The following is a 17,328-nucleotide window of genomic DNA, read 5'->3' as shown; positions in this document are numbered from 1 at the left end:
GCAGCAGGGGGCTTCGAGTCATGGGCCGCGTCAGCGAGGTCACGACGCCAACCCCGAGCTGCGGGCGTGGTTCCACGCCAGCGAGTACGCGGGCAACGTCTCAGGGTTTGCGGAGGCGCTGGGGGTCAACCATCGGACGGTGGAGGAGTGGGTCTACGGCCGCGCGAGGCCATCTATGCGGCAGTGGACCTCACTGCACCGCGTCACGGGACTGGCGGAGTACGCTTCCCGGACGCTGCTGCCGGACGAAGCATGAGCACCGAATACATGCGGCGAGCCATCGAGCTCGCGAGAAGCACGCTGGGGACGGCGAGCCCTAACCCTTCGGTTGGCGCGGTCATTGTGAAGGACGGGCGCGTTGTGGGCGAGGGGTGGACGCAGCCGGTGGGCGGGCCGCACGCGGAGGTCATCGCGCTGCGGCAGGCGGGCGACGCGGCGCGAGGGGCGACCATCTACACGACGCTGGAGCCGTGCTGCCACTTCGGGAGGACGCCGCCGTGCACGACGGCGCTGCTGGAGGCGGGCATCGCGGAGGCGCACTCGGCGATGCTGGACCCGGACGGGCGGGGGAACGGCAAGGGTGTCGAGGAGCTTCGCGCGGCGGGCGTGGCGGTCGCGGTGGGCGAATGCGCCGAGGAGGCCGCCGATGCGCTCGAGGGGTACCTGCACCGGGCGCGGACGGGATTGCCCTTCGCGGTGGCGAAGTTTGCGATGAGCCTGGACGGGAAGATTGCGACGGCGACGGGGGAGTCGCGGTGGGTGTCGGGCGAGGCGGGGCGACGGCGGGCGCACGAGCTTCGGCAGACGTGCGACGCCATCATGGCCGGAGCGGGCACGGTGGTCATCGACAACCCACAACTGACGGCTCGCGACGCCGACGGCGCGGCGCTGGAGCGTCAGCCGCTGCGCGTGGTGGTCGACAGCACGGGGCGGTCGCCGGCCACGTCGCAGGTCTTCCACGGGCTAGGGAGCGTGCTCGTCGCGACGGCGGGCGTCGATGCGGAGACGGAGGCGGCGTACCGCGCGGTGGGCGCCGACGTGGCGCACCTGCCGGGGGCCGACAGGCGCGTGGACCTGCACGGGCTCATGTGCTGCCTCGTCGAGCGGGGCGTGAACTCCGTGCTGGTGGAGGGCGGCGGCGTGCTGCTGGCGTCGATGTTCCGGGACGGGCTGGTGAGCAAGGTGGAGGCGATTGTGGCGCCGATGATCATTGGAGGCGAGAACGCCCGGACGCCGGTGGAGGGCGAGGGGTTCGCGCACATCGGCGAGGCGCTGCGGCTGGGCCGCATCAGCGTTGGCCGGCTCGGCGAGGACGTGCACGTGGTGGGATACACGCCCACGAGCCGCGGGGGGGTGGAGTAGCCGTGTTCACGGGCATCGTCGTCGAGAAGGGGAAGGTGCTGGAGGCGAGCGAGGAATCGCTGACCATCGAGGGATGGCTGGCGCTGGAGGGCGCGCAGACCGGCGACAGCATCGCGGTGAACGGGGCGTGCCTGACGATCACGACGATGAGCGAGGGCCGCTTCGCTGTCGACGTGACGCCGGAGACGCTGCGTCGGACGAACCTCGGCGACCTGCGGGTGGGGGCGCCGGTGAACCTTGAGCCGTCGCTGGCGTACGGCGGCAAGGTGGGCGGGCACCTGGTGCAGGGGCACGTGGACGCTGTGGGGGTCGTCGCCGAGGTGACGCCGGAGGGAAACAGCCGGCTGATAACATTTGCTGCGCCGCGGGAGATCATGCGCTACGTTGTGGAGAAGGGATTTGTAGCCGTGGACGGCATCAGCCTGACGGTGGCGGAGCTCACGGACGCGCGGTTTACCGTCGCGGTGATACCATATACAGACCAGCACACGACGCTGGGGGAGCGCGGGCCAGGCGACCGCGTCAATCTTGAGGCGGACATTCTGGCCAAGTACACGGAGCGATTGCTGTCCGAGGGGGCGTCTCAGGCGGGGTCGCCAAGGGCGCCCAGCGGGTAGCGGTCCAACCCAAGGGTTAGAGTGGGGGAGAGTCCCATGCCAATCAGCTCGATAGAAGAGGGCATCGCCGAAATCAGGATGGGCAAGGCGCTCATCGTGGTGGACGACGCCGACCGGGAGAACGAGGGCGACCTGATGGTCGCGGCCGAGGCGGTGACGCCGGAGCACATCAACTTCATGGCGAAGTACGGCGGGGGGCTGGTGTGCATGCCCGTTCCGGGCGAACGGCTCGACGACTTGCATCTGCCGCAGATGGTGTCGGAGAACACGGCGCGGCACGGCACGCCGTTCACCGTCCCCGTCGACGTCAAGGAGGGCGCGACGACGGGGATCTCGGCGTTCGACCGGGCGGCGACGGTGAAGGCGATCCTCGACCCGCGGACGAAGGCGGAGGACCTGGCGCGGCCGGGGCACCTGTTCCCGCTGCGGTACACGAACGGCGGGGTGCTGGTGCGGGCCGGCCACACTGAGGCGATCGTCGACCTGGCGCGGCTGGCGGGGTTCTACCCGGCCGGGGTGCTGTGCGAAATCATGGCACCGGACGGCTCGATGGCGCGGATGCCGTACCTAGAGGAGTTCGCTGAGGAGCACGACCTGCGCATTGTGACCATCCAGGACCTCATCGCGTACCGGCGACAGAACGAGCGGCTGGTGGAGCGCGTCGCGGACGCCAAGATGCCGACGCGGTTCGGGGACTTCACCGTGGTGGCGTACCGGAGCATGGTGGACCCGGACGAGCACCTGGCGCTGGTGATGGGGGATATTTCACCGGAGGACGAGGTCCTGGTGCGGGTACACAGCCAGTGCACGACGGGCGACATCTTCGGCAGCCTGCGGTGCGACTGCGGCGAGCAGATGCACATCGCGCTTGAGGCCATCGCGAACGAGGGCCGCGGCGTGTTCCTGTACATGCGGCAGGAGGGTCGCGGCATCGGGCTGCACAACAAGATCCGCGCGTACGCGCTGCAGGACAACGGCATGGACACGGTGGAGGCGAACGTGGAGCTCGGGTTTGCGCCGGACCTCCGCTGGTACGGCATCGGGGCGCAGATCCTGGCGGACCTGGGCGTGCGCCGGCTGCGGCTGCTCACGAACAACCCCAAGAAGGTTGTCGGGCTGGACGCGTACGGGCTGGACCTGGTGGACCGGGTGCCGATCGCCGCGCCACCGACGCCGCAGAACCGCGACTACCTGGCGACCAAGCGGGTCAAGCTGGGGCACCTGATCGACGACCCGCTTGGGTAGCGCGACGGATGAGGCCGGTGGGCACGATGCCCTGGATTCCGGCTTTCGCCGGAATGACGGCAAGGATGACGACCCGCTTGGGTAACGCGACGGATGAGGCCGGTGGGCATGACGCCCTGGATTCCGGCCTTCGCCGGAATGACGGGAAGGCTGACGACCCGCTTGGGTAAGGGTGGATGAGGCCGGTGGGCACGATGCCCTGGATTCCGGCTTTCGCCGGAATGACGGCAAGGATGACGACCCGCTTGGGTAACGCGACGGCCACTTTCGGCCAAGGACGTGGATATTGGCGACTGAGCTTGAGGGCGAGAAGACCGGCAGGGGCGTTAGGGTCGCCATCGCCGTCTCGCGCTTCAACGAGAACCTGACGCTGCGCCTGCTGGAGGGCGCGCTCATGGCGTGCCAGCAGGGCGACGTGCAGAACGATGACCTTACCATCGCGTGGGCGCCGGGCTCCTTCGAGTTGCCGACCATTGCGGCCGAGCTGGCCAAGACGGGACGCCACGACGTCATCGTGTGCCTGGGCGTTGTGATCAAGGGGGAGACGGCGCACTTCGAGCACGTCTCGGAGCAGGCGGCGGCGGGCATCGCGGCGGTGTCGCGGGAGAGCGGTGTGCCGGTGATGTTCGGAGTGCTGACGGCGTACACGGAGCAGCAGGCAGTCGACCGGAGCGGCGGGCTGCTGGGCAACCGGGGCTACGACGTTACGGTTGCGGGGATCGAAATGGCGAACGTGATGCGGAAGGTGCGGGCCGGGCAGAGCGAGTTGCCGGAGATGGGCTAGAGGCGGGCCCGCGTGTTGAGAGGGTCACGCTGGATTCCGGCTTTCGCCGGAATGACGGTTGGGGCGGCGTCGCGAGTGGAGAGGCTCGCGAGAGTCGACCTCGAACCGGGCGACAATGACGGCGCGCCGGGGCGGATGCCCGCGCGGAGGCGCGGGGTCGTGCAGGGAAGCACTTGTCCGCGCCGGGGGCGCGGGGCCGCGGCGGCCTGGAGGGCAGATTGAACTATTGGATGCTCAGCATCTCAGAAGAGAACTTTGCAGTAACGCGGGCGCAGGGGTTAACCGTACAGGGTTTCGGGGCCCGCCAGCGACGCAAGACGGACCGGATGGTCAAGGGCGACCGGCTCCTCTTCTACGTCCGGGGGCTGCGGGTCTTCCCCCTGACGGCGACCATCGCATCCACGGTGTTCGAGGACGAGGAGCCGCTGTGGACGTCGGAGCAGGGCAACGAGCGCTTCAAGTACCGTGTACGCATCAATGCGGACTTTGTGCTGCCTGAGGACAAGCACCTTCGCGTGATCCAGATTGGGCCGAGGTTGGAGTACGTGCGCCGGTGGCCGCCGGAGATGTGGCCGTTTGCGCTGATGGACGAGCTGCACCTGCTTCCGCGGAAAGACTTCGAGTTCATCGAGGAGGAGATGCGCAAGCTCCTTGGGCGTCCGTCTCCGAGGCCCGCGTCTCCAGACGACCGGCCGCAGCGGGGGGGCTTCAACCGCCGGGGGAACAACCGCGGCCAGCGGGGCGGGCGCGACGGCCAGGGCCAAGAGGCGCCCGTCGCGCCGGCGCCCGAGGGGGCGTAGCTTTCGGCTGCGCGAACCGCCCGTACGCCGGGGGCGCGGGCGGGCCTTTGACGGGCTGCGGGTGAACGGGATGCGCAGTGTGTCCGTTGGGGGTGAGGTTTCTGGATACCGGCATTCGCCGGTATGGGGGTTTGGGGGTTAGGGCGGGCCTTTGACGGGCTGCGGGTGAACGGGATGCGCTTCGCTCGATGCCCTAGGGGCGGCTCTTTCCCGCCCGGTCAAGGGGCTCCAGCTCTTTGGTGAAGACCTCGTCGAAGACCTCACGCAGTTGCACCAGACAGTCCTCGCACGGGCGTTCCGCCTCCGACGCATCGGTGTACGTCTTCAGGGTCTCGCGGCTGGTGATGTTGGGGAGGACTGTGCAGATTCCGGGCTCGGCCAGCGCGAAGGTGATGGCGAGCTGGTCCATTTCGATGGGGTGGTGCTCCTTCAGGAATTGCAGCTCATCCAGCTTGCGGACGGCCTCCTCGAGCCATGCCTGATTGCGGTGGGCACGGTGGTCGCCGGCCTCGAAGACGGGCGGGGTATTGCGGAATTTTTCAGTGAGGATCTCGGAGGCGTGAGGGACGCGGGAGAGCAGGCCGGTCCCGGTTTCCTCAGCGATGGGGAAGAAGCTTCGGGCGGGCTGCTGCTCGATGATGCTGTAGATGATCTGCAGCGAGACGCCGTCGCGTTCCCGCATCATGGCGTCGCCTTCCTCAAACCAGCCGATGTCCGGGCCGAGGGCGGCGCCGTAGTAGCGCACCTTACCTTCTCGCACCAGGTCCTCCAGCGTGTTGAAGACCTCGTCGCGCTCTATGGCGGTGACGCGGGGGTTGTGGAGCTGGTAGAGGTCGAAGTAGTCGGTGTTGAGGCGGCGGAGGCTCTGCTCGCAGGCGAAGCGGATGAAGCCGGGGGAGAAGTCCTGGGGGCGCTCACGATGGCCCTCTCGGGGGACGGCGTTGTAGATGTCGTAGCCGAACTTGGTGGCGTAGACGACGTTATGGCGGTTCTCGCCGATTGCCTTGGCGAGTATCTCCTCACCGAAGCCCTCGCTGTAGGTATCCGCCGTGTCGAACATGTTGACGCCGAGGGTGACTGCCTGCTGCAGGAGCTTGACGCGTTCTTCCGGGTCTATCTTGCCCCACCAGTTGGTGGCGACGGTCCACACGCCGAAGCCAACCTCGGACACGGTCAAGTCGGTCACCCCAAGCTGCCTGTACTGCATAGCGGATCCTCGTCAACGGATTGCGCGTGTGGTCAGGGGCGCGGGTCTAGTATACGACGGGGAAGCGGCAGCCGCTAACGGCGAGTTGACTTCACGGCACAAGAGAGGAGCGGCGCCCCCGAACCGGGACGCCACTCCCGCAATGTTCTGCGTGGGCCGGGCTAGACGGCCACGGGCGTGAGGGCGAGCTTGCCGCTGCGACGCTCCAAGTAGCCGCCGCGGGTGTCCGTGCCGTGGGAGAAGAGGAGGAGCGAACCGTCGCGCTCCGCATTGTTCAGGAACTTGCGCTTCTGCTCCAGCGTGTCCTCCGGGAACTGGTCCTGCGAGGAGATGGTGGGCAGGCCGAGGTGGTAGGCGGTGGGCACGAGGTCGCCGAGGTAGATGAAGCGGTTGCCAAGCTGCTCGGCGACGACGACCTGGTGGCCTCGGCAGTGGCCGTCGGTGACCTTGATGTTGACGCCGGGCTGGATCTCATAGTCGCCGTCGATGAGCTCCAGGTGGCCGGACTTCTCCAGCGGCAGGAAATCCTCTGAGTTGAAGGAGCGCTTGCCGAGCTCGTTGGGGGCGAGGGCGTCCTCCCATGCCGTGCGCTGCACGAGGTAGCGCGCCTGCGGGAACGCGGCGACGACGTCGCCGTTGCGGGTGCGGCGCGTGGAGCCGCCGGCGTGGAGGAAGTGCAGGTGGGTGAGGACGACGTAGTTGATGTCGCGCGGCGACAGGTCGAGCTCACGAAGCTCTTTCTTGAGACGGTTGCAATTCAGGCCCTTGTTCTCCCTCTCCTCTTCGTCAAGCTTGGCGCCTGCGCCGTCATCGACCAGGATGTTCAGGTCGCGGGTCTTGATGAGCAGCGCGTTGATGCCCCAGCGGACGCGATGCCGCCTGTCCGGCTTCACCATCGTCTCCCATGCTTCCCGGGGGACGTTGCCGAACGTGGAACCGCCGTCAACTTTGACGGCGCCGTCGTTGAGGAGATAGATCTCGAGGTCCTTCATGCGCATCGCCAGCCTCCATCAATCTCAATGGCAAACAGCTATAGGACGAATGCCGATTGAGTACGTGTAACAGCAGCCCTCGGCAGGATTCCCCGGGCCCGATCGCTTGGGGCGCCACACCCCCTCAGACGGGCGCAAGTCAGGGTTGCTTTGTCGCTGTGCTTTGACGTTAAAAGGGGGTTAAGGGGGTGTCAAGAGAACGTCCGTGCGATCTCCCTAGGTGATTCTTGGGCAGTTTTGAAAACTTACATAAAAGGACGCGGCATGGTAAGAGACAAGCAAATGAAAAGCGACAACGGGGTCTATTGTTGATGCGGTAACAACCGCCAAAAAGCCTCTTGCCCAGGGCCCCAGACAATGGGCCCGGCGGTCGATTCCGCCGGGCCCGTCAACAGTTCAAGGGGTGGGATGGACTACTCTTCAATGATCTCGATCGAGAGGATTTGGGGCGGGTCAAGGGGCCGGGAACCCTCGCCGCCGGGAGCCGTCGGCACAGTGGCGATGGCGTTCACAGTGTTGAGGCCCTCAGTCGCGAAGCCGAAGATGGTGTAGTTGGGTGGCAGGGCTACGGCGCCGTGCATGATGAAGAACTGGCTGCCGTTGGTGTTGGGGCCGGAGTTGGCCATGGCGAGAGTGCCGGGGATGTACTGCCGGTTTACGGGCTCGTCGTCGAAGCGGTAGCCGGGGCCGCCGGTGCCGGTGCCGGTGGGGTCGCCGCCCTGGATCATGAAGTTGGGGATGACACGGTGGAAGATGACGTTGTCATAAAAGCCCTCACGGGCGAGGAAGACGAAGTTGTTGACGGTGTTGGGCACCTCAGAGGCGAAGAGATCAAGGCTGATTGTGCCGTGGGTGGTGGTGATGACCGCTTTGTAGGTCTTGGACTCGTCGATCATCATTGCCGGGGGGCCGTCGTATTGCATGCTCATTGAATCTCCCGTCGTTTCAGATTGGGGCGTTGACGTTGGAATTGTCGCGGTGGGTATTTCCGAGGTCGATGTGGTAGTCGTCGTAGTCGTTGTCGTGGTGGTCGTCGTGCTTCCGGACGACGTGGCGTCGTCGCCGTTGCACGCCGCCAGTACAAGGGCCGCCAGAACCGCGAGGACAATGATGCTCAGTCTGGTCACAGTCCGCTCCTTGTGCAGATTGGGTTTACCCGGGACCGAGGAACCTCACTTGAGATTCATCGTCCAAGGAGAGGAAGTTCTCTCCCCACTGGTTGGGGCTGTCCAGGCTCCATTCCTCGTCCACAGGGAGGGGCATGAAGCGGAGACCCCAATCACCGCCGTAGACCAACAACGCCTCGCCGGCCCCGGACTCCTCGATGCGGACGGCGTAGGCGGGGCAAGGGCTCCCACCGCGCTCGCTGGACCAGCCGGTGACGCGGTGGGGCGATGGCTTCTGCCCGAAATCGCCCGCGACGACCTCCGTCACCTGCCGGGGTTCCCCCATGGTGTTGAAGATGAGCTGCGGGACGCCGTCACAGTTGGCGTTGTCCTCGACTTCCAACATCAGGGACATGGGATGTCAGGCTCCTTGGCGTGCAGTGGGATTACCGGGCAGGTTGCGATGATAGGGAAAGTATAGCTGCGCAGCGCGCGACGGGCAAGGCGCAGCTATGGGAGCGGGGTGCGCGGGGGGCGGGCAACCACGGGGGAGCGTACAGCCCCGCACTCGACGCCTCTGGATACCGGCCTGCGCCGGTATGACGGTGGGGGCGGCAGGGGGTGGGCAACCACCGGGGGGGCGTACGGCCCCGCACTCGACGCCTCTGGATACCGGCCTGCGCCGGTATGACGGTGGGGGCGGGCAACCAGAAGGGTTGGCCCTACTCACTGCGTTGGCGGTAGTTCATGGCCTGCAGAAAATGGCCGCTGCCAATGTCGTCCGAGCCGGAGAGGTCGGCGATGGTGCGGGCGAGCTTGAGGGTGCGGTGGTAGGCGCGCGCGGAGAGGTGGAGGTTGTCCATCGCGGCCTTGGCCATCGCCTGCGTGGGGTCGTCAAGGCGGCAGTGGGCCCAGACTTCTGAGGGGCCCATATCGGCGTTGCACTGGATTGGGGACTCGCCGAAGCGGCGGCGCTGGCGCTCGCGGGCGGTCTCGACGCGCTGCCGCACCTGCGCCGAGCCCTCGACGGCGGTGTCCGCCGTGAGCTTCTCATAGTCGACGCGGGGGACGGGGAGGATGATGTCGATGCGGTCGAGGAGGGGGCCGGAGATGCGGTTCCGGTACCGCGCGACGGCGCTGTGGGCGCAGGAGCAGGCGCGAAAGGGATCGCCGTGGTAGCCGCAGGGGCAGGGGTTCATCGCGCCGACAAGCATGAAGTTGGCGGGGAAGGTCACGCGGCTCTGGGCCCGGCTGATGGTGACCGCCTTGTCCTCTATGGGCTGGCGCAGCACCTCCAGCACGCTCTGCCCGAACTCGGGCAGCTCGTCGAGGAAGAGGACGCCGCGGTGCGCGAGGGTGACCTCTCCGGGGCGGGGCCAGTTTCCACCGCCGACGAGGCCGGCGTGGGAGGTGGTGTAGTGGGGCGCGCGGAACGGCCGCTGGGTGATGAGCGGGGCATCTGAAGGCAGCAGGCCGGAGATGCTGTAGATCTTGGTGACCTCCAGGGCCTCATGGGGCGTGGCGCTGGGGAGGATGGATGGAAGGCTGCGGGCGAGCAGGGTCTTGCCGCTGCCCGGCGGGCCCATCATCAGGACGTTGTGCCCGCCCGCCGCGGCAACCTCAAGCGCGAACTTGGCGTGCTCCTGCCCCTTGATGTCACGGAGGTCTATGGGAAAGGCGCCGGCCTGTTCCGCCAGCATCTCCGCGGTGAGGGTCACGCGGGCCGGGGCGATGGGGGCGTCACCCCGGAGGTGGGCGACGAACTCAGCGAGGGAGGCGGCGGGGAGCACCTCTATGCCACCGACGAGGGCCGCCTCTCGGGCGTCGGCCTCCGGGACGACGACGCGGCGGAAGCCTTCCTGGCGCGCGAGGTCGACCATCGGGAGGATGCCGTTGGTGTGGCGGAGGGCGCCGTCAAGGGCGAGCTCGCCGAGAAGGACGGTATCGGAGAGGTCGCCGGAGACCTGCCCTGTGCTGAGCAGGACGCCCACGGCGATGGAGAGGTCATAGGCGGGGCCTTCCTTCTTGAGGTCAGCAGGAGCGAGGTTCACGGTGACGCGGCGCATGGGGAAATCGCAGCCGCAGTTGCGGACTGCGGCGCGGACGCGCTCTCGCGATTCCTGCACGGCCTTGTCACCAAGGCCCACGACGGTGACGGTGGGCAATCCCGGCGAGATGTCCACCTCTACTTCTATTATCCGGCCTTCCAGTCCGACCACAGCGCATGTGAAGACCTTGGCAAGCATTGGGAGTCCTGTTGAGCGGGATGGACACATGATACGGAGGGATGCACCCAACATTCAAGGGAAGAACGGCGGGGTTTACCCTTGACACTCCGGCGGCGCGCGAATAGTTTTCAGTCACGAGGGCCGCCCGCCGGGCCGCCGGCGGGCACAGCCGAGGAGGCATTTGTGGCCAGCCTAGCATTCTCCGCACCGGTACTGCCGGGCAAACTGGACGCGTGGAAGGATTTCCACAACCAGCTTGACGGGCTACGCCGGTGGGACTTCGAGGACCAGCAGCGCAGGCTGGGGTTGGTGCGCCATCGGGTGTGGCTGCAGGACGCGCCGGAGGGGCCGGTGGCGCTGGTGGTGCAGGAGGGCGAGGACCCGGAGCGGGCCCGCGCGATACTGGCCTCGTCAACACACCCCTTCGACGTGTGGTTCAGGGGGCAGATCATGGAGCTGCACGGCATTGACCTTTCGGAGCCGCCTGACGTGTCGTCGATCACGCTCTACGTCGACTACCTGCACCAGGCGGGGCGACGCGGGCCGGAGTATGACCTGCCGGACTTCAACGCGTAGCCCCCCATCCCAACCCCGTATCGAGTACGGGGCAGGATATTCCCCCCTTGAGGGGGGAGGGGTGTTGCCTTTGCCGGGGTTCCCGCCTGGAGGCGGGACGGGCGGTTCGCGAACCGCCCCTACGGAAACGGCGGGGGCGCGAGCGGTGCGGGGGTTGTTGGGCGCGGGGTTTCTGGATACCGGCATTCGCCGGTATGAGGGGTTGGGGGCGCGTTTGTCGGGGTTCCCCTGCGTGCGCAGGGGCAGGCTCTGCCTTCGCAGGAGCAACGGGGGGAGCGGGGCTGGGAAGGGCAACCACAAGGGTTGCCCCTACGAAAATGGCGGGGCGGGGGCGACCACAAGGGCCGCCCCTACGGCACCTCTCCCATCCCGTTGGAAGGCGCCGAACGCAGCCACACGAAGCGCGCCGCATCGTAGCCCATGGAGCTTTCGCAGGAATCCGTCTTGAACACGAGGACGCCGCGGTACTTGCTCTGCTCGGCCACACGAAGCTGCGCGCCCGGCATGACCCCGCAGCCGATGAGGTAGGCGAGGAGCTGCGGGTCTTCCTCAGGCACGCGGTCAACGACGTAGTCACGGCCCACCTCGGCGTCGGCGAGGCAGACTTCCGTGCCTTTCAAGGACTTGGGGGCGTTGCCGGGGATGGGGCGGCCAAAGGGGTTGGTGGCGGGCCGCCCGAGCCGCTCCTGAATGCACTTTTCGAGCTCCGGGGAGATGGCGTGCTCGAGCCGGTGCGCCTCGATGTGGGCGCGGGCGACGTCGAGGCCGAGAATGTCGACGACGAGGCGCTCGGCGAGGCGGTGGCGGCGGACGATGGACTCGGCCGCGGCCTCACCGCGCTCGGTGAGCTCGACTTCCTTGTTGGGCTTGATTGTGACGAGGCCTTCCTTGGCCATCCGCCGGAGCATGCCGAGGATGGACGGGAGGGACGTGCCGACGCCCTCCTCTCGCGGCAGGCGGCGGATGAAGTCGGTGAGGTTGCCCGCGCTGGGGCGGAGGCCCTCCTCGCGGAGCTTGTAGAGGGACTGGAGGTAGTTCTCCGCGATGTTGGAGATGCGGTCGTGCGCGGTTGCTCGACGCCTGGTTGTGGTCGTCATTGGTTACCCCCTTTGTGCGTTGACACCATCGCTCGATCCGGCGGGCCGTTTGCGGGTCCGGGGCCTGTCATGACTTTCCAGACTATGGGACATATAATACAGCCCATTCTTGCGGCATAGCCAGAGCACACTCATCTCATATGCTGAAGGAGCCCTCTTGCTTAACTTCGGAAGACCATCTTTGCGACTCTTGCTTGTCTTGACATTGGCCACGATCTTGCTATCGATGGCAATGGCGTGCCGCGAGGACGCCGGCCCTACGGCAGAGCCGGTTGTGAGCGCGGAGCCTGAGGCTGGCGCCGAGCAGGCGGCCAGCATCGAACCTACGGCGGGCGACGAGATCGCCTACGGCGGGGTGCTGGTGCGGGCACATGCGACGGACCCGGCGGGTTTCGACCCGGTGCAGGACTCGTCGATTGCGGCGCTGGACCTGATCGCGCCGATCTACTCGCAGCTGGTGCGGCTGGACCCGGAGGCGCCGGACGGGGCGCTGCGGCCGGAGCTTGCCGAACGGTGGGAGGTCGGCGCGGACGGGAGGTCGATCACCTTCCACCTTCGGCAGGGCGTCCAGTGGCACGACGGCATGCCGTTCATCGCCGATGACGTGGTGTCGCACTTCAACCGGGTGATCTCGCCGCCCAAGGGGCTGTTCTCCAGCCAGCGGGCGCCGTTCCTGGACGTCGTGGACATCACGGCGCCGGACGCGGCGACTGTCGTGTTCCAGACGGGGAACCCGAGCGCGGGGCTGCTGAGGAGCTTCGCAGGGGGGCACTACATGGTGGTGTCCAAGCACGTGATGGAGCGGGAGACGGCCGAGGACCCGCGGGGGCTTCGGAGCAACCCGGAGGCGCTTGTCGGCACGGGGCCGTTCACATTCACGGAGTACAAGCAGGGCAGCAGCTTCCGCGTAGACAAGACCCCCAACTACTGGGACGAGGGCAAGCCGTATTTGGACGGCATCGAATTCTTCATCATGAAGGACTCTGCGGCGCGGTTTGCGGCGCTGGCGACGGGGCGGGTGCACACGACGCCATCGGGGACGGCGAGCCTGACGCCGACGCAGGCGCGGCAGGCACGGCAGGACTATGGGGAGGCCATCGACGTGGTGGAGGCGCGGGGGCCGTTCTGGATGGGCGCGGCGTTCAACGTGAACCGGGCGCCCTTCGACGACGCGCGGGTGCGGCAGGCGCTGTCGCTGGCCATCGACCGTGAGGCGTACCTGACGCTGGTGACGGGCGGCGCGGGCGGCATCGGGATGACGGCGGGGTTCAGCCCGCCCGACACGCCGCTGGGGCTCTCGACGGAGCAGTTGCTCGGGCTGCCGGGGTACGGCGCGGACAGGGAGGGGGACGTCGAGCGGGCGAAGTTGCTGCTCGCCGAGGCCGGGTACCCGGAAGGGTTCTCGACGGCGATCATGGTGCGGAGCGACGTGCCGGTGTGGGTGAACAGCGCGCTCTTTTTCCAGGACCAGTGGCGGAAGCTGGGGCTCGACGTGCAGGTGGACCAGGCGGAGTTCGGGGCGTCGATTGGGCGGATGCTGCAGGGCGACTACGACGTGCGCATCGGCGGGGTCGCGTTCAACACGACGGACCCGGACCACTACCTGTGGGCGCACTTCACGACAGACGGGCCCAACAACCTCTCCTACGCGACGGACGCGGAGGCGGACCGGCTGCTGGCGGCGCAGCGCGTCGAGCTGGACCCGGCTCGGCGGCGGGAGCTGGCGCACGCGGCGGAGACGCGGCTGCTCATGGAGGTTGTGCCGGCCGTGGTGGGGCACTACGCGGTGTACCTGTATGGCGTTCGCAGAGAGGTGCAGGGGTGGGCGCCTCGGGACTTCATGCTGTACAACCAGTCTCGGTGGGATGATGTTTGGCTGCGGGGGGAGTAGGGGGCCTACGTGATCGTTCGTCCTTCGATTTCCCTCAGGACGAACGGAGGCGGTCCTTCGAGAGTCTCAGGGTGCTCAGACTCGCACATCGCCCCTACTGCCGCGGGGTGAAGTCGAGCTGGGGGTTGGGGTGGTCGGGGAGCTTCCAGACGAGGTAGCCCTTGCGGAACTCGTCGTGGTACTCGTTGGCGCGGCGGGTGGCGTCGTGGTAGGCGGCCTCGAAGGACTCGAAGTCCTCGTTGCCGAGGGCGGCTTCGACGGGGCCAAGGTTGTTCTCGATGAAGGCGTTGATGGCGTCGGCGTAGCGGGGGCGCGTCTGGTTGCCCTTCTGCATCAGGGTAATTGCTTCGCCCAACTCAAACTTGGCCATGATCCAGTTTGCTTCTCTGGCGGCGTAGTACACGTTCCACCAGCGGTCGCCGATCATTGGCATGAAGATGGCGAGGCCCGGCTGCAGGGCGGCGAGCTCGTCCATGGTGAAGTTGCGGTGTCCGTTGAAGCCCACCGGCCCCTGCGGTTCCTTCTGTTCGTCGGTCACAGTGTCCTCCCGATGCGAATGAATGTGAGTGCCAGTCGTAGGTCGTCGGGGCAATGGTAGGCAGGGGATGTGTGTGTCGTCAACCGCGCGGTGTCAGGGGCGGCGCAGGTCGCGAGCATGGTTCCGGCTGCTGCCGGACGGGCGATTCGCGAATCGCCCCTACGATGGCGGAGGGAGCACGGTTTGTCGGGGTTCCCCTGCCTTCGCAGGGGCAGGCTCTGCCTCCGCAGGAACGACAGGGGGCGACCCTCGTGGTCGCCCCCTGCGTTTGCGAGGGGGGTTGGCGGGTCTAGACGGGGAGGCCTTCTGATTCTCCGGCGAAGGCGCCGTACTTCCGCCAGTCGTCGCCGGCGGGGATGATCTCCTCGTGGGAGTTGATGCGGCCCATGACGTCGGGGTCGTGGCGGAGGGGCTCCTGGCCCTCCATCATGGCGCGGGCGGCGTTGAGGAGGATGCGGCGGTTGAAGATGATGGCACGGTCAGAGGTGCCGAGGTGCTCGTTCATCTTGTCGCTGATGGGCTGCATGCTCTCGGTGACGGCCTGGTCCTGGGTGCCGATGCCCTTGATGCCGGTGAAGCTGAGGTTCTTCTGGTCATCGCGGGACATCATGTAGTCGTTCCACTTGCCCTTCTCGCCACGGCCGTGGATGTCGGTCTTGTTGGCGGACTGGCCGGCGCGGTCGGCTCGCTCCTCGTCGGTGAAGGGGCGGTCCGTGCGGGCGCCGACGCTCCAGCGCCAGCAGGTCTCGTCGTCGCGGGGGACCATCATCAGGATGCCGGGGCCCTGATCGGGCAGGCGGGCGATCATCTGGTAGACGGGGAAGATGGCGGTGGTGATGCGCAGGTGGTGGTGGCCGTTGGGGGTCTCGCGGAGGCCGACGTAGCGCCAGCCGTAGCTGGTGGGCTGCACCATGAGCTTGGCATCGCGGGAGTAGCCGCGGATCCTGGTGGACATGCGGGGCGACGGGAAGCCGAGGACGTCTGTGCCGTCGTCGAAGTCGTCCATCTTCAGGTCGGCGAGGTTGCGGTGGAGGTAGGAGATGTGGGAGGTGTCGAGGTTGCCCTCCATGGACTGGATGAAGTTGCAGTCGGAGAGGACGCGGTTGGTGATGAGGTGGTCGTCGGGGAGCTGGAGGGCCGGGAAGTTCAGGAATGGGGGCTGCAGGTCCGCGGGGCCCATGTAGGTCCAGATGGTGCCGCCCTTGTCGACGCAGGGGTAGGACTTGATCTTGACCTTGTCCTTGAAGTTGGACTCGGCGGGCTCGGAGGGCATGTCCACGCAGTCGCCGTCCACGTTGAACTTCCAGCCGTGGTAGACGCAGCGGAGGCCGGCCTCCTCATTGCGGCCAAAGAATAGGGATGCCCGGCGGTGGGGGCAGTAGTTGTCGACGAGGCCGACGTTGCCGTCGGAGTCGCGGAAGGCGACGAGCTCCTCGCCGAGGAGCTTGGCGCGGACGGGCGGGCAGTCGGGTTCAGGGAGCTCCTCGGTGGTGAGCACGGGGAGCCAGTAGCGTCGCAGGACCTCGCCCATGGGGGTGCCGGGGCCTACCCTGCAGAGCATCTCGTTCTCTTCATGCGTCAGCATCGCGTCCTCCTCGTAGACTCGTGCGCCCCCCGGCCCGGTCTCATTGCGCGCACGGTATGCCCGCGCGAGGGCGTTGTCAACGGCGAGGGACGCGTCTCGGGTTGAGAATGCATGGCTGCGCCGCCGCAAGCGTGGTGGGGTAGAGGTCTGATCCGACCGTTCATCATACGTTGGGCTTTGAGCGCCCGCCTTTCGTTTGGATTGGTGCGCGGATTCCCCGTAGCTGCGTCGGAGGTTGTTTCGCCTTTGTTTTGTAGGGAGTTTGTCGCATTTCAGCTACAAAGCAAATAATTTTTTTCGGGAGTCCCTCTGGAGCATTGCTCCGAACCTCGGAGGTGACACGGGTCGAGCTGCTCACCGGCGTAGAGACTCGTGCGCCGACGCTGATGGGCTGGGCGCCGGTGGTGGTCATTGCTTGCATGAGGAGAGGGTAGGGGGGGGAGTGGCTTTCGCGCGAGGGGGTTGTGTCAGGGTGTGGGGCCCTCCCCGCATCTGGGAACGGGCAAGCTTTCTCTGGTATGCGGGCCAGGTTAGGAGGCTCGGTGGGAGGCGTGCTAAAGTGTTGGTGTCCCCCTTTCGACGGGTGTCTTGCTATTGCAGGAATAGACCAGGGTTCGCGGTTTCAACTTTGCCAGGGAGGGCACCTTGAGCATCGAGCAGATGGCGTTTTATCAGAGCAAGCTGGCGTACGAAATGGACTCGGCGGACATGTATGAGGCTGTCGAGAAGGGAGAGCCGATCGTGGTGGTGGACGGTCGGGCGGCTAGCGCTTATGCGGCCGAGCATATTCCCGGGGCGATCAGCCTTCCGCATCGAGACATCAGCTACACCTCGACCGAGGGGCTGGACAAGTCGAAGGTGTACGTTTGCTATTGCGACGGCATCGGGTGCAACGCGTCGACGAAGACGGCGCTGAAGCTGCTGACGCTGGGGTTTCAGGTGCGGGAGATGATCGGCGGGATGGACTGGTGGAAGCGGGACGGGTACGCGACGCACCGGTCTGAGGGCGTCGCGGTGAACGGAGTCGGTTGCGGGTGCAGTTAGGGGGGTGTTGCCCGCCCGTGTCCGTTCATATCCTTCGAGAGCCCCCGTTCGCCCTTCGATTTCCCTCAGGGTGAACGGATTGGATTCCTGCCTGCGCAGGAATGACGCGGAGCTGGAGCGGATGCGGCGAAGAACGTTGGTGGAGAGGGCTCCCCTCCCGGCCCCTGGATCCCGGCATCCGCCGGCATGGAGGCGGTGGGTGTTGGTTGGGGCTGAGGTTGTTGTGGTGGGGGTGCCCCACGTGCGCCGCGCCTCT

The 17,328-nt window shown here is 66.8% G+C and carries 17 protein-coding genes; 8 read left to right on the top strand and 9 right to left on the bottom strand.

Features of this window, described 5'->3' with window-relative positions; translation table 11 throughout:
* Window positions 1–252: 252 nt before the first annotated feature.
* From ribD to OXC99_04790, 5 genes are all read left to right on the top strand, one after another.
* Entirely contained in the window at window positions 253–1,362 is a 1,110-nt protein-coding gene (ribD, locus tag OXC99_04810; protein MCY4624310.1) for a bifunctional diaminohydroxyphosphoribosylaminopyrimidine deaminase/5-amino-6-(5-phosphoribosylamino)uracil reductase RibD, read from the top strand.
* Between the two features lie 2 nt (window positions 1,363–1,364).
* On the top strand, window positions 1,365–1,979 hold the full coding sequence (locus tag OXC99_04805) for a riboflavin synthase (GenBank protein ID MCY4624309.1): 615 nt from the start codon (window positions 1,365–1,367) through the stop codon (window positions 1,977–1,979).
* 36 nt (window positions 1,980–2,015) lie between these two features.
* Window positions 2,016–3,224, top strand: coding sequence for a bifunctional 3,4-dihydroxy-2-butanone-4-phosphate synthase/GTP cyclohydrolase II (locus tag OXC99_04800; protein ID MCY4624308.1), 1,209 nt, complete (start codon window positions 2,016–2,018; stop codon window positions 3,222–3,224).
* Between the two features lie 286 nt (window positions 3,225–3,510).
* Entirely contained in the window at window positions 3,511–4,008 is a 498-nt protein-coding gene (ribH, locus tag OXC99_04795; GenBank protein MCY4624307.1) for a 6,7-dimethyl-8-ribityllumazine synthase, read from the top strand.
* 218 nt (window positions 4,009–4,226) lie between these two features.
* A complete protein-coding gene (locus OXC99_04790; GenBank protein ID MCY4624306.1) occupies window positions 4,227–4,808 on the top strand; it encodes an EVE domain-containing protein in 582 nt (193 codons plus the stop codon).
* Window positions 4,809–5,001: 193 nt separating this feature from the next.
* Here the strand turns inward: OXC99_04790 and OXC99_04785 are convergent, their stop codons facing one another.
* The 6 genes from OXC99_04785 to OXC99_04760 form a co-directional block, all read right to left on the bottom strand.
* Window positions 5,002–6,015: an aldo/keto reductase gene (locus OXC99_04785; protein ID MCY4624305.1), complete on the bottom strand. Its 1,014-nt coding sequence runs from the start codon at window positions 6,013–6,015 to the stop codon at window positions 5,002–5,004.
* Between the two features lie 161 nt (window positions 6,016–6,176).
* Window positions 6,177–7,013, bottom strand: a complete 837-nt coding sequence (locus OXC99_04780; GenBank protein ID MCY4624304.1) for an MBL fold metallo-hydrolase — start codon at window positions 7,011–7,013, stop codon at window positions 6,177–6,179.
* A 407-nt stretch (window positions 7,014–7,420) separates the two neighbouring features.
* Window positions 7,421–7,906, bottom strand: coding sequence for a peptidylprolyl isomerase (locus OXC99_04775; GenBank protein ID MCY4624303.1), 486 nt, complete (start codon window positions 7,904–7,906; stop codon window positions 7,421–7,423).
* Window positions 7,907–7,952: 46 nt separating this feature from the next.
* On the bottom strand, window positions 7,953–8,078 hold the full coding sequence (locus OXC99_04770; GenBank protein MCY4624302.1) for a hypothetical protein: 126 nt from the start codon (window positions 8,076–8,078) through the stop codon (window positions 7,953–7,955).
* An 81-nt stretch (window positions 8,079–8,159) separates the two neighbouring features.
* The gene (locus tag OXC99_04765) at window positions 8,160–8,528 is read right to left on the bottom strand and encodes a hypothetical protein (GenBank protein MCY4624301.1); all 369 of its coding nucleotides are present in this window, start codon (window positions 8,526–8,528) and stop codon (window positions 8,160–8,162) included.
* A 307-nt stretch (window positions 8,529–8,835) separates the two neighbouring features.
* Window positions 8,836–10,359: a YifB family Mg chelatase-like AAA ATPase gene (locus tag OXC99_04760; GenBank protein ID MCY4624300.1), complete on the bottom strand. Its 1,524-nt coding sequence runs from the start codon at window positions 10,357–10,359 to the stop codon at window positions 8,836–8,838.
* Between the two features lie 165 nt (window positions 10,360–10,524).
* On the opposite strand from OXC99_04760, the gene OXC99_04755 reads away from it, so the two are divergent.
* Window positions 10,525–10,917: a hypothetical protein gene (locus tag OXC99_04755; protein ID MCY4624299.1), complete on the top strand. Its 393-nt coding sequence runs from the start codon at window positions 10,525–10,527 to the stop codon at window positions 10,915–10,917.
* A gap of 350 nt (window positions 10,918–11,267) precedes the next feature.
* Here OXC99_04755 and OXC99_04750 read toward each other — a convergent pair whose 3' ends face one another.
* Window positions 11,268–12,014, bottom strand: a complete 747-nt coding sequence (locus OXC99_04750) for a metal-dependent transcriptional regulator (protein MCY4624298.1) — start codon at window positions 12,012–12,014, stop codon at window positions 11,268–11,270.
* Window positions 12,015–12,240: 226 nt separating this feature from the next.
* Between OXC99_04750 and OXC99_04745 the strand changes: the two genes are divergently transcribed.
* A complete protein-coding gene (locus tag OXC99_04745; GenBank protein ID MCY4624297.1) occupies window positions 12,241–13,905 on the top strand; it encodes an ABC transporter substrate-binding protein in 1,665 nt (554 codons plus the stop codon).
* A 94-nt stretch (window positions 13,906–13,999) separates the two neighbouring features.
* Here the strand turns inward: OXC99_04745 and OXC99_04740 are convergent, their stop codons facing one another.
* The gene (locus OXC99_04740) at window positions 14,000–14,443 is read right to left on the bottom strand and encodes a hypothetical protein (GenBank protein MCY4624296.1); all 444 of its coding nucleotides are present in this window, start codon (window positions 14,441–14,443) and stop codon (window positions 14,000–14,002) included.
* 289 nt (window positions 14,444–14,732) lie between these two features.
* Window positions 14,733–16,028 (bottom strand): Rieske 2Fe-2S domain-containing protein, encoded by a 1,296-nt coding sequence (locus OXC99_04735; protein ID MCY4624295.1) that lies wholly within the window; start codon window positions 16,026–16,028, stop codon window positions 14,733–14,735.
* 660 nt (window positions 16,029–16,688) lie between these two features.
* On the opposite strand from OXC99_04735, the gene OXC99_04730 reads away from it, so the two are divergent.
* Window positions 16,689–17,072 carry a rhodanese-like domain-containing protein gene (locus tag OXC99_04730; protein ID MCY4624294.1) on the top strand — a complete coding sequence of 128 codons (384 nt, stop codon included), beginning with the start codon at window positions 16,689–16,691 and terminating at the stop codon, window positions 17,070–17,072.
* Window positions 17,073–17,328 lie beyond the last annotated feature (256 nt).

The organism is Chloroflexota bacterium, assembly GCA_026713825.1.
Classification (GTDB): domain Bacteria; phylum Chloroflexota; class Dehalococcoidia; order Lucifugimonadales; family UBA1127; genus UBA1127.
The sequence above is the reverse complement of the archived record's forward strand: the minus strand, read 5'-3'. Positions and strand labels throughout refer to the sequence as shown.

Coding starts and splice junctions, on each gene's coding strand:
- ribD (MCY4624310.1), top strand. CDS start 253: ATGAGCACCGAATACATGCGGCGAGCCATCGAGCTCGCGAGAAGCACG.
- OXC99_04800 (MCY4624308.1), top strand. CDS start 2,016: ATGCCAATCAGCTCGATAGAAGAGGGCATCGCCGAAATCAGGATGGGC.
- OXC99_04785 (MCY4624305.1), bottom strand. CDS start 6,015: ATGCAGTACAGGCAGCTTGGGGTGACCGACTTGACCGTGTCCGAGGTT.
- OXC99_04780 (MCY4624304.1), bottom strand. CDS start 7,013: ATGCGCATGAAGGACCTCGAGATCTATCTCCTCAACGACGGCGCCGTC.
- OXC99_04775 (MCY4624303.1), bottom strand. CDS start 7,906: ATGATGATCGACGAGTCCAAGACCTACAAAGCGGTCATCACCACCACC.
- OXC99_04765 (MCY4624301.1), bottom strand. CDS start 8,528: ATGTCCCTGATGTTGGAAGTCGAGGACAACGCCAACTGTGACGGCGTC.
- OXC99_04760 (MCY4624300.1), bottom strand. CDS start 10,359: ATGCTTGCCAAGGTCTTCACATGCGCTGTGGTCGGACTGGAAGGCCGG.
- OXC99_04750 (MCY4624298.1), bottom strand. CDS start 12,014: ATGACGACCACAACCAGGCGTCGAGCAACCGCGCACGACCGCATCTCC.
- OXC99_04745 (MCY4624297.1), top strand. CDS start 12,241: ATGGCAATGGCGTGCCGCGAGGACGCCGGCCCTACGGCAGAGCCGGTT.
- OXC99_04735 (MCY4624295.1), bottom strand. CDS start 16,028: ATGCTGACGCATGAAGAGAACGAGATGCTCTGCAGGGTAGGCCCCGGC.
- OXC99_04730 (MCY4624294.1), top strand. CDS start 16,689: ATGGCGTTTTATCAGAGCAAGCTGGCGTACGAAATGGACTCGGCGGAC.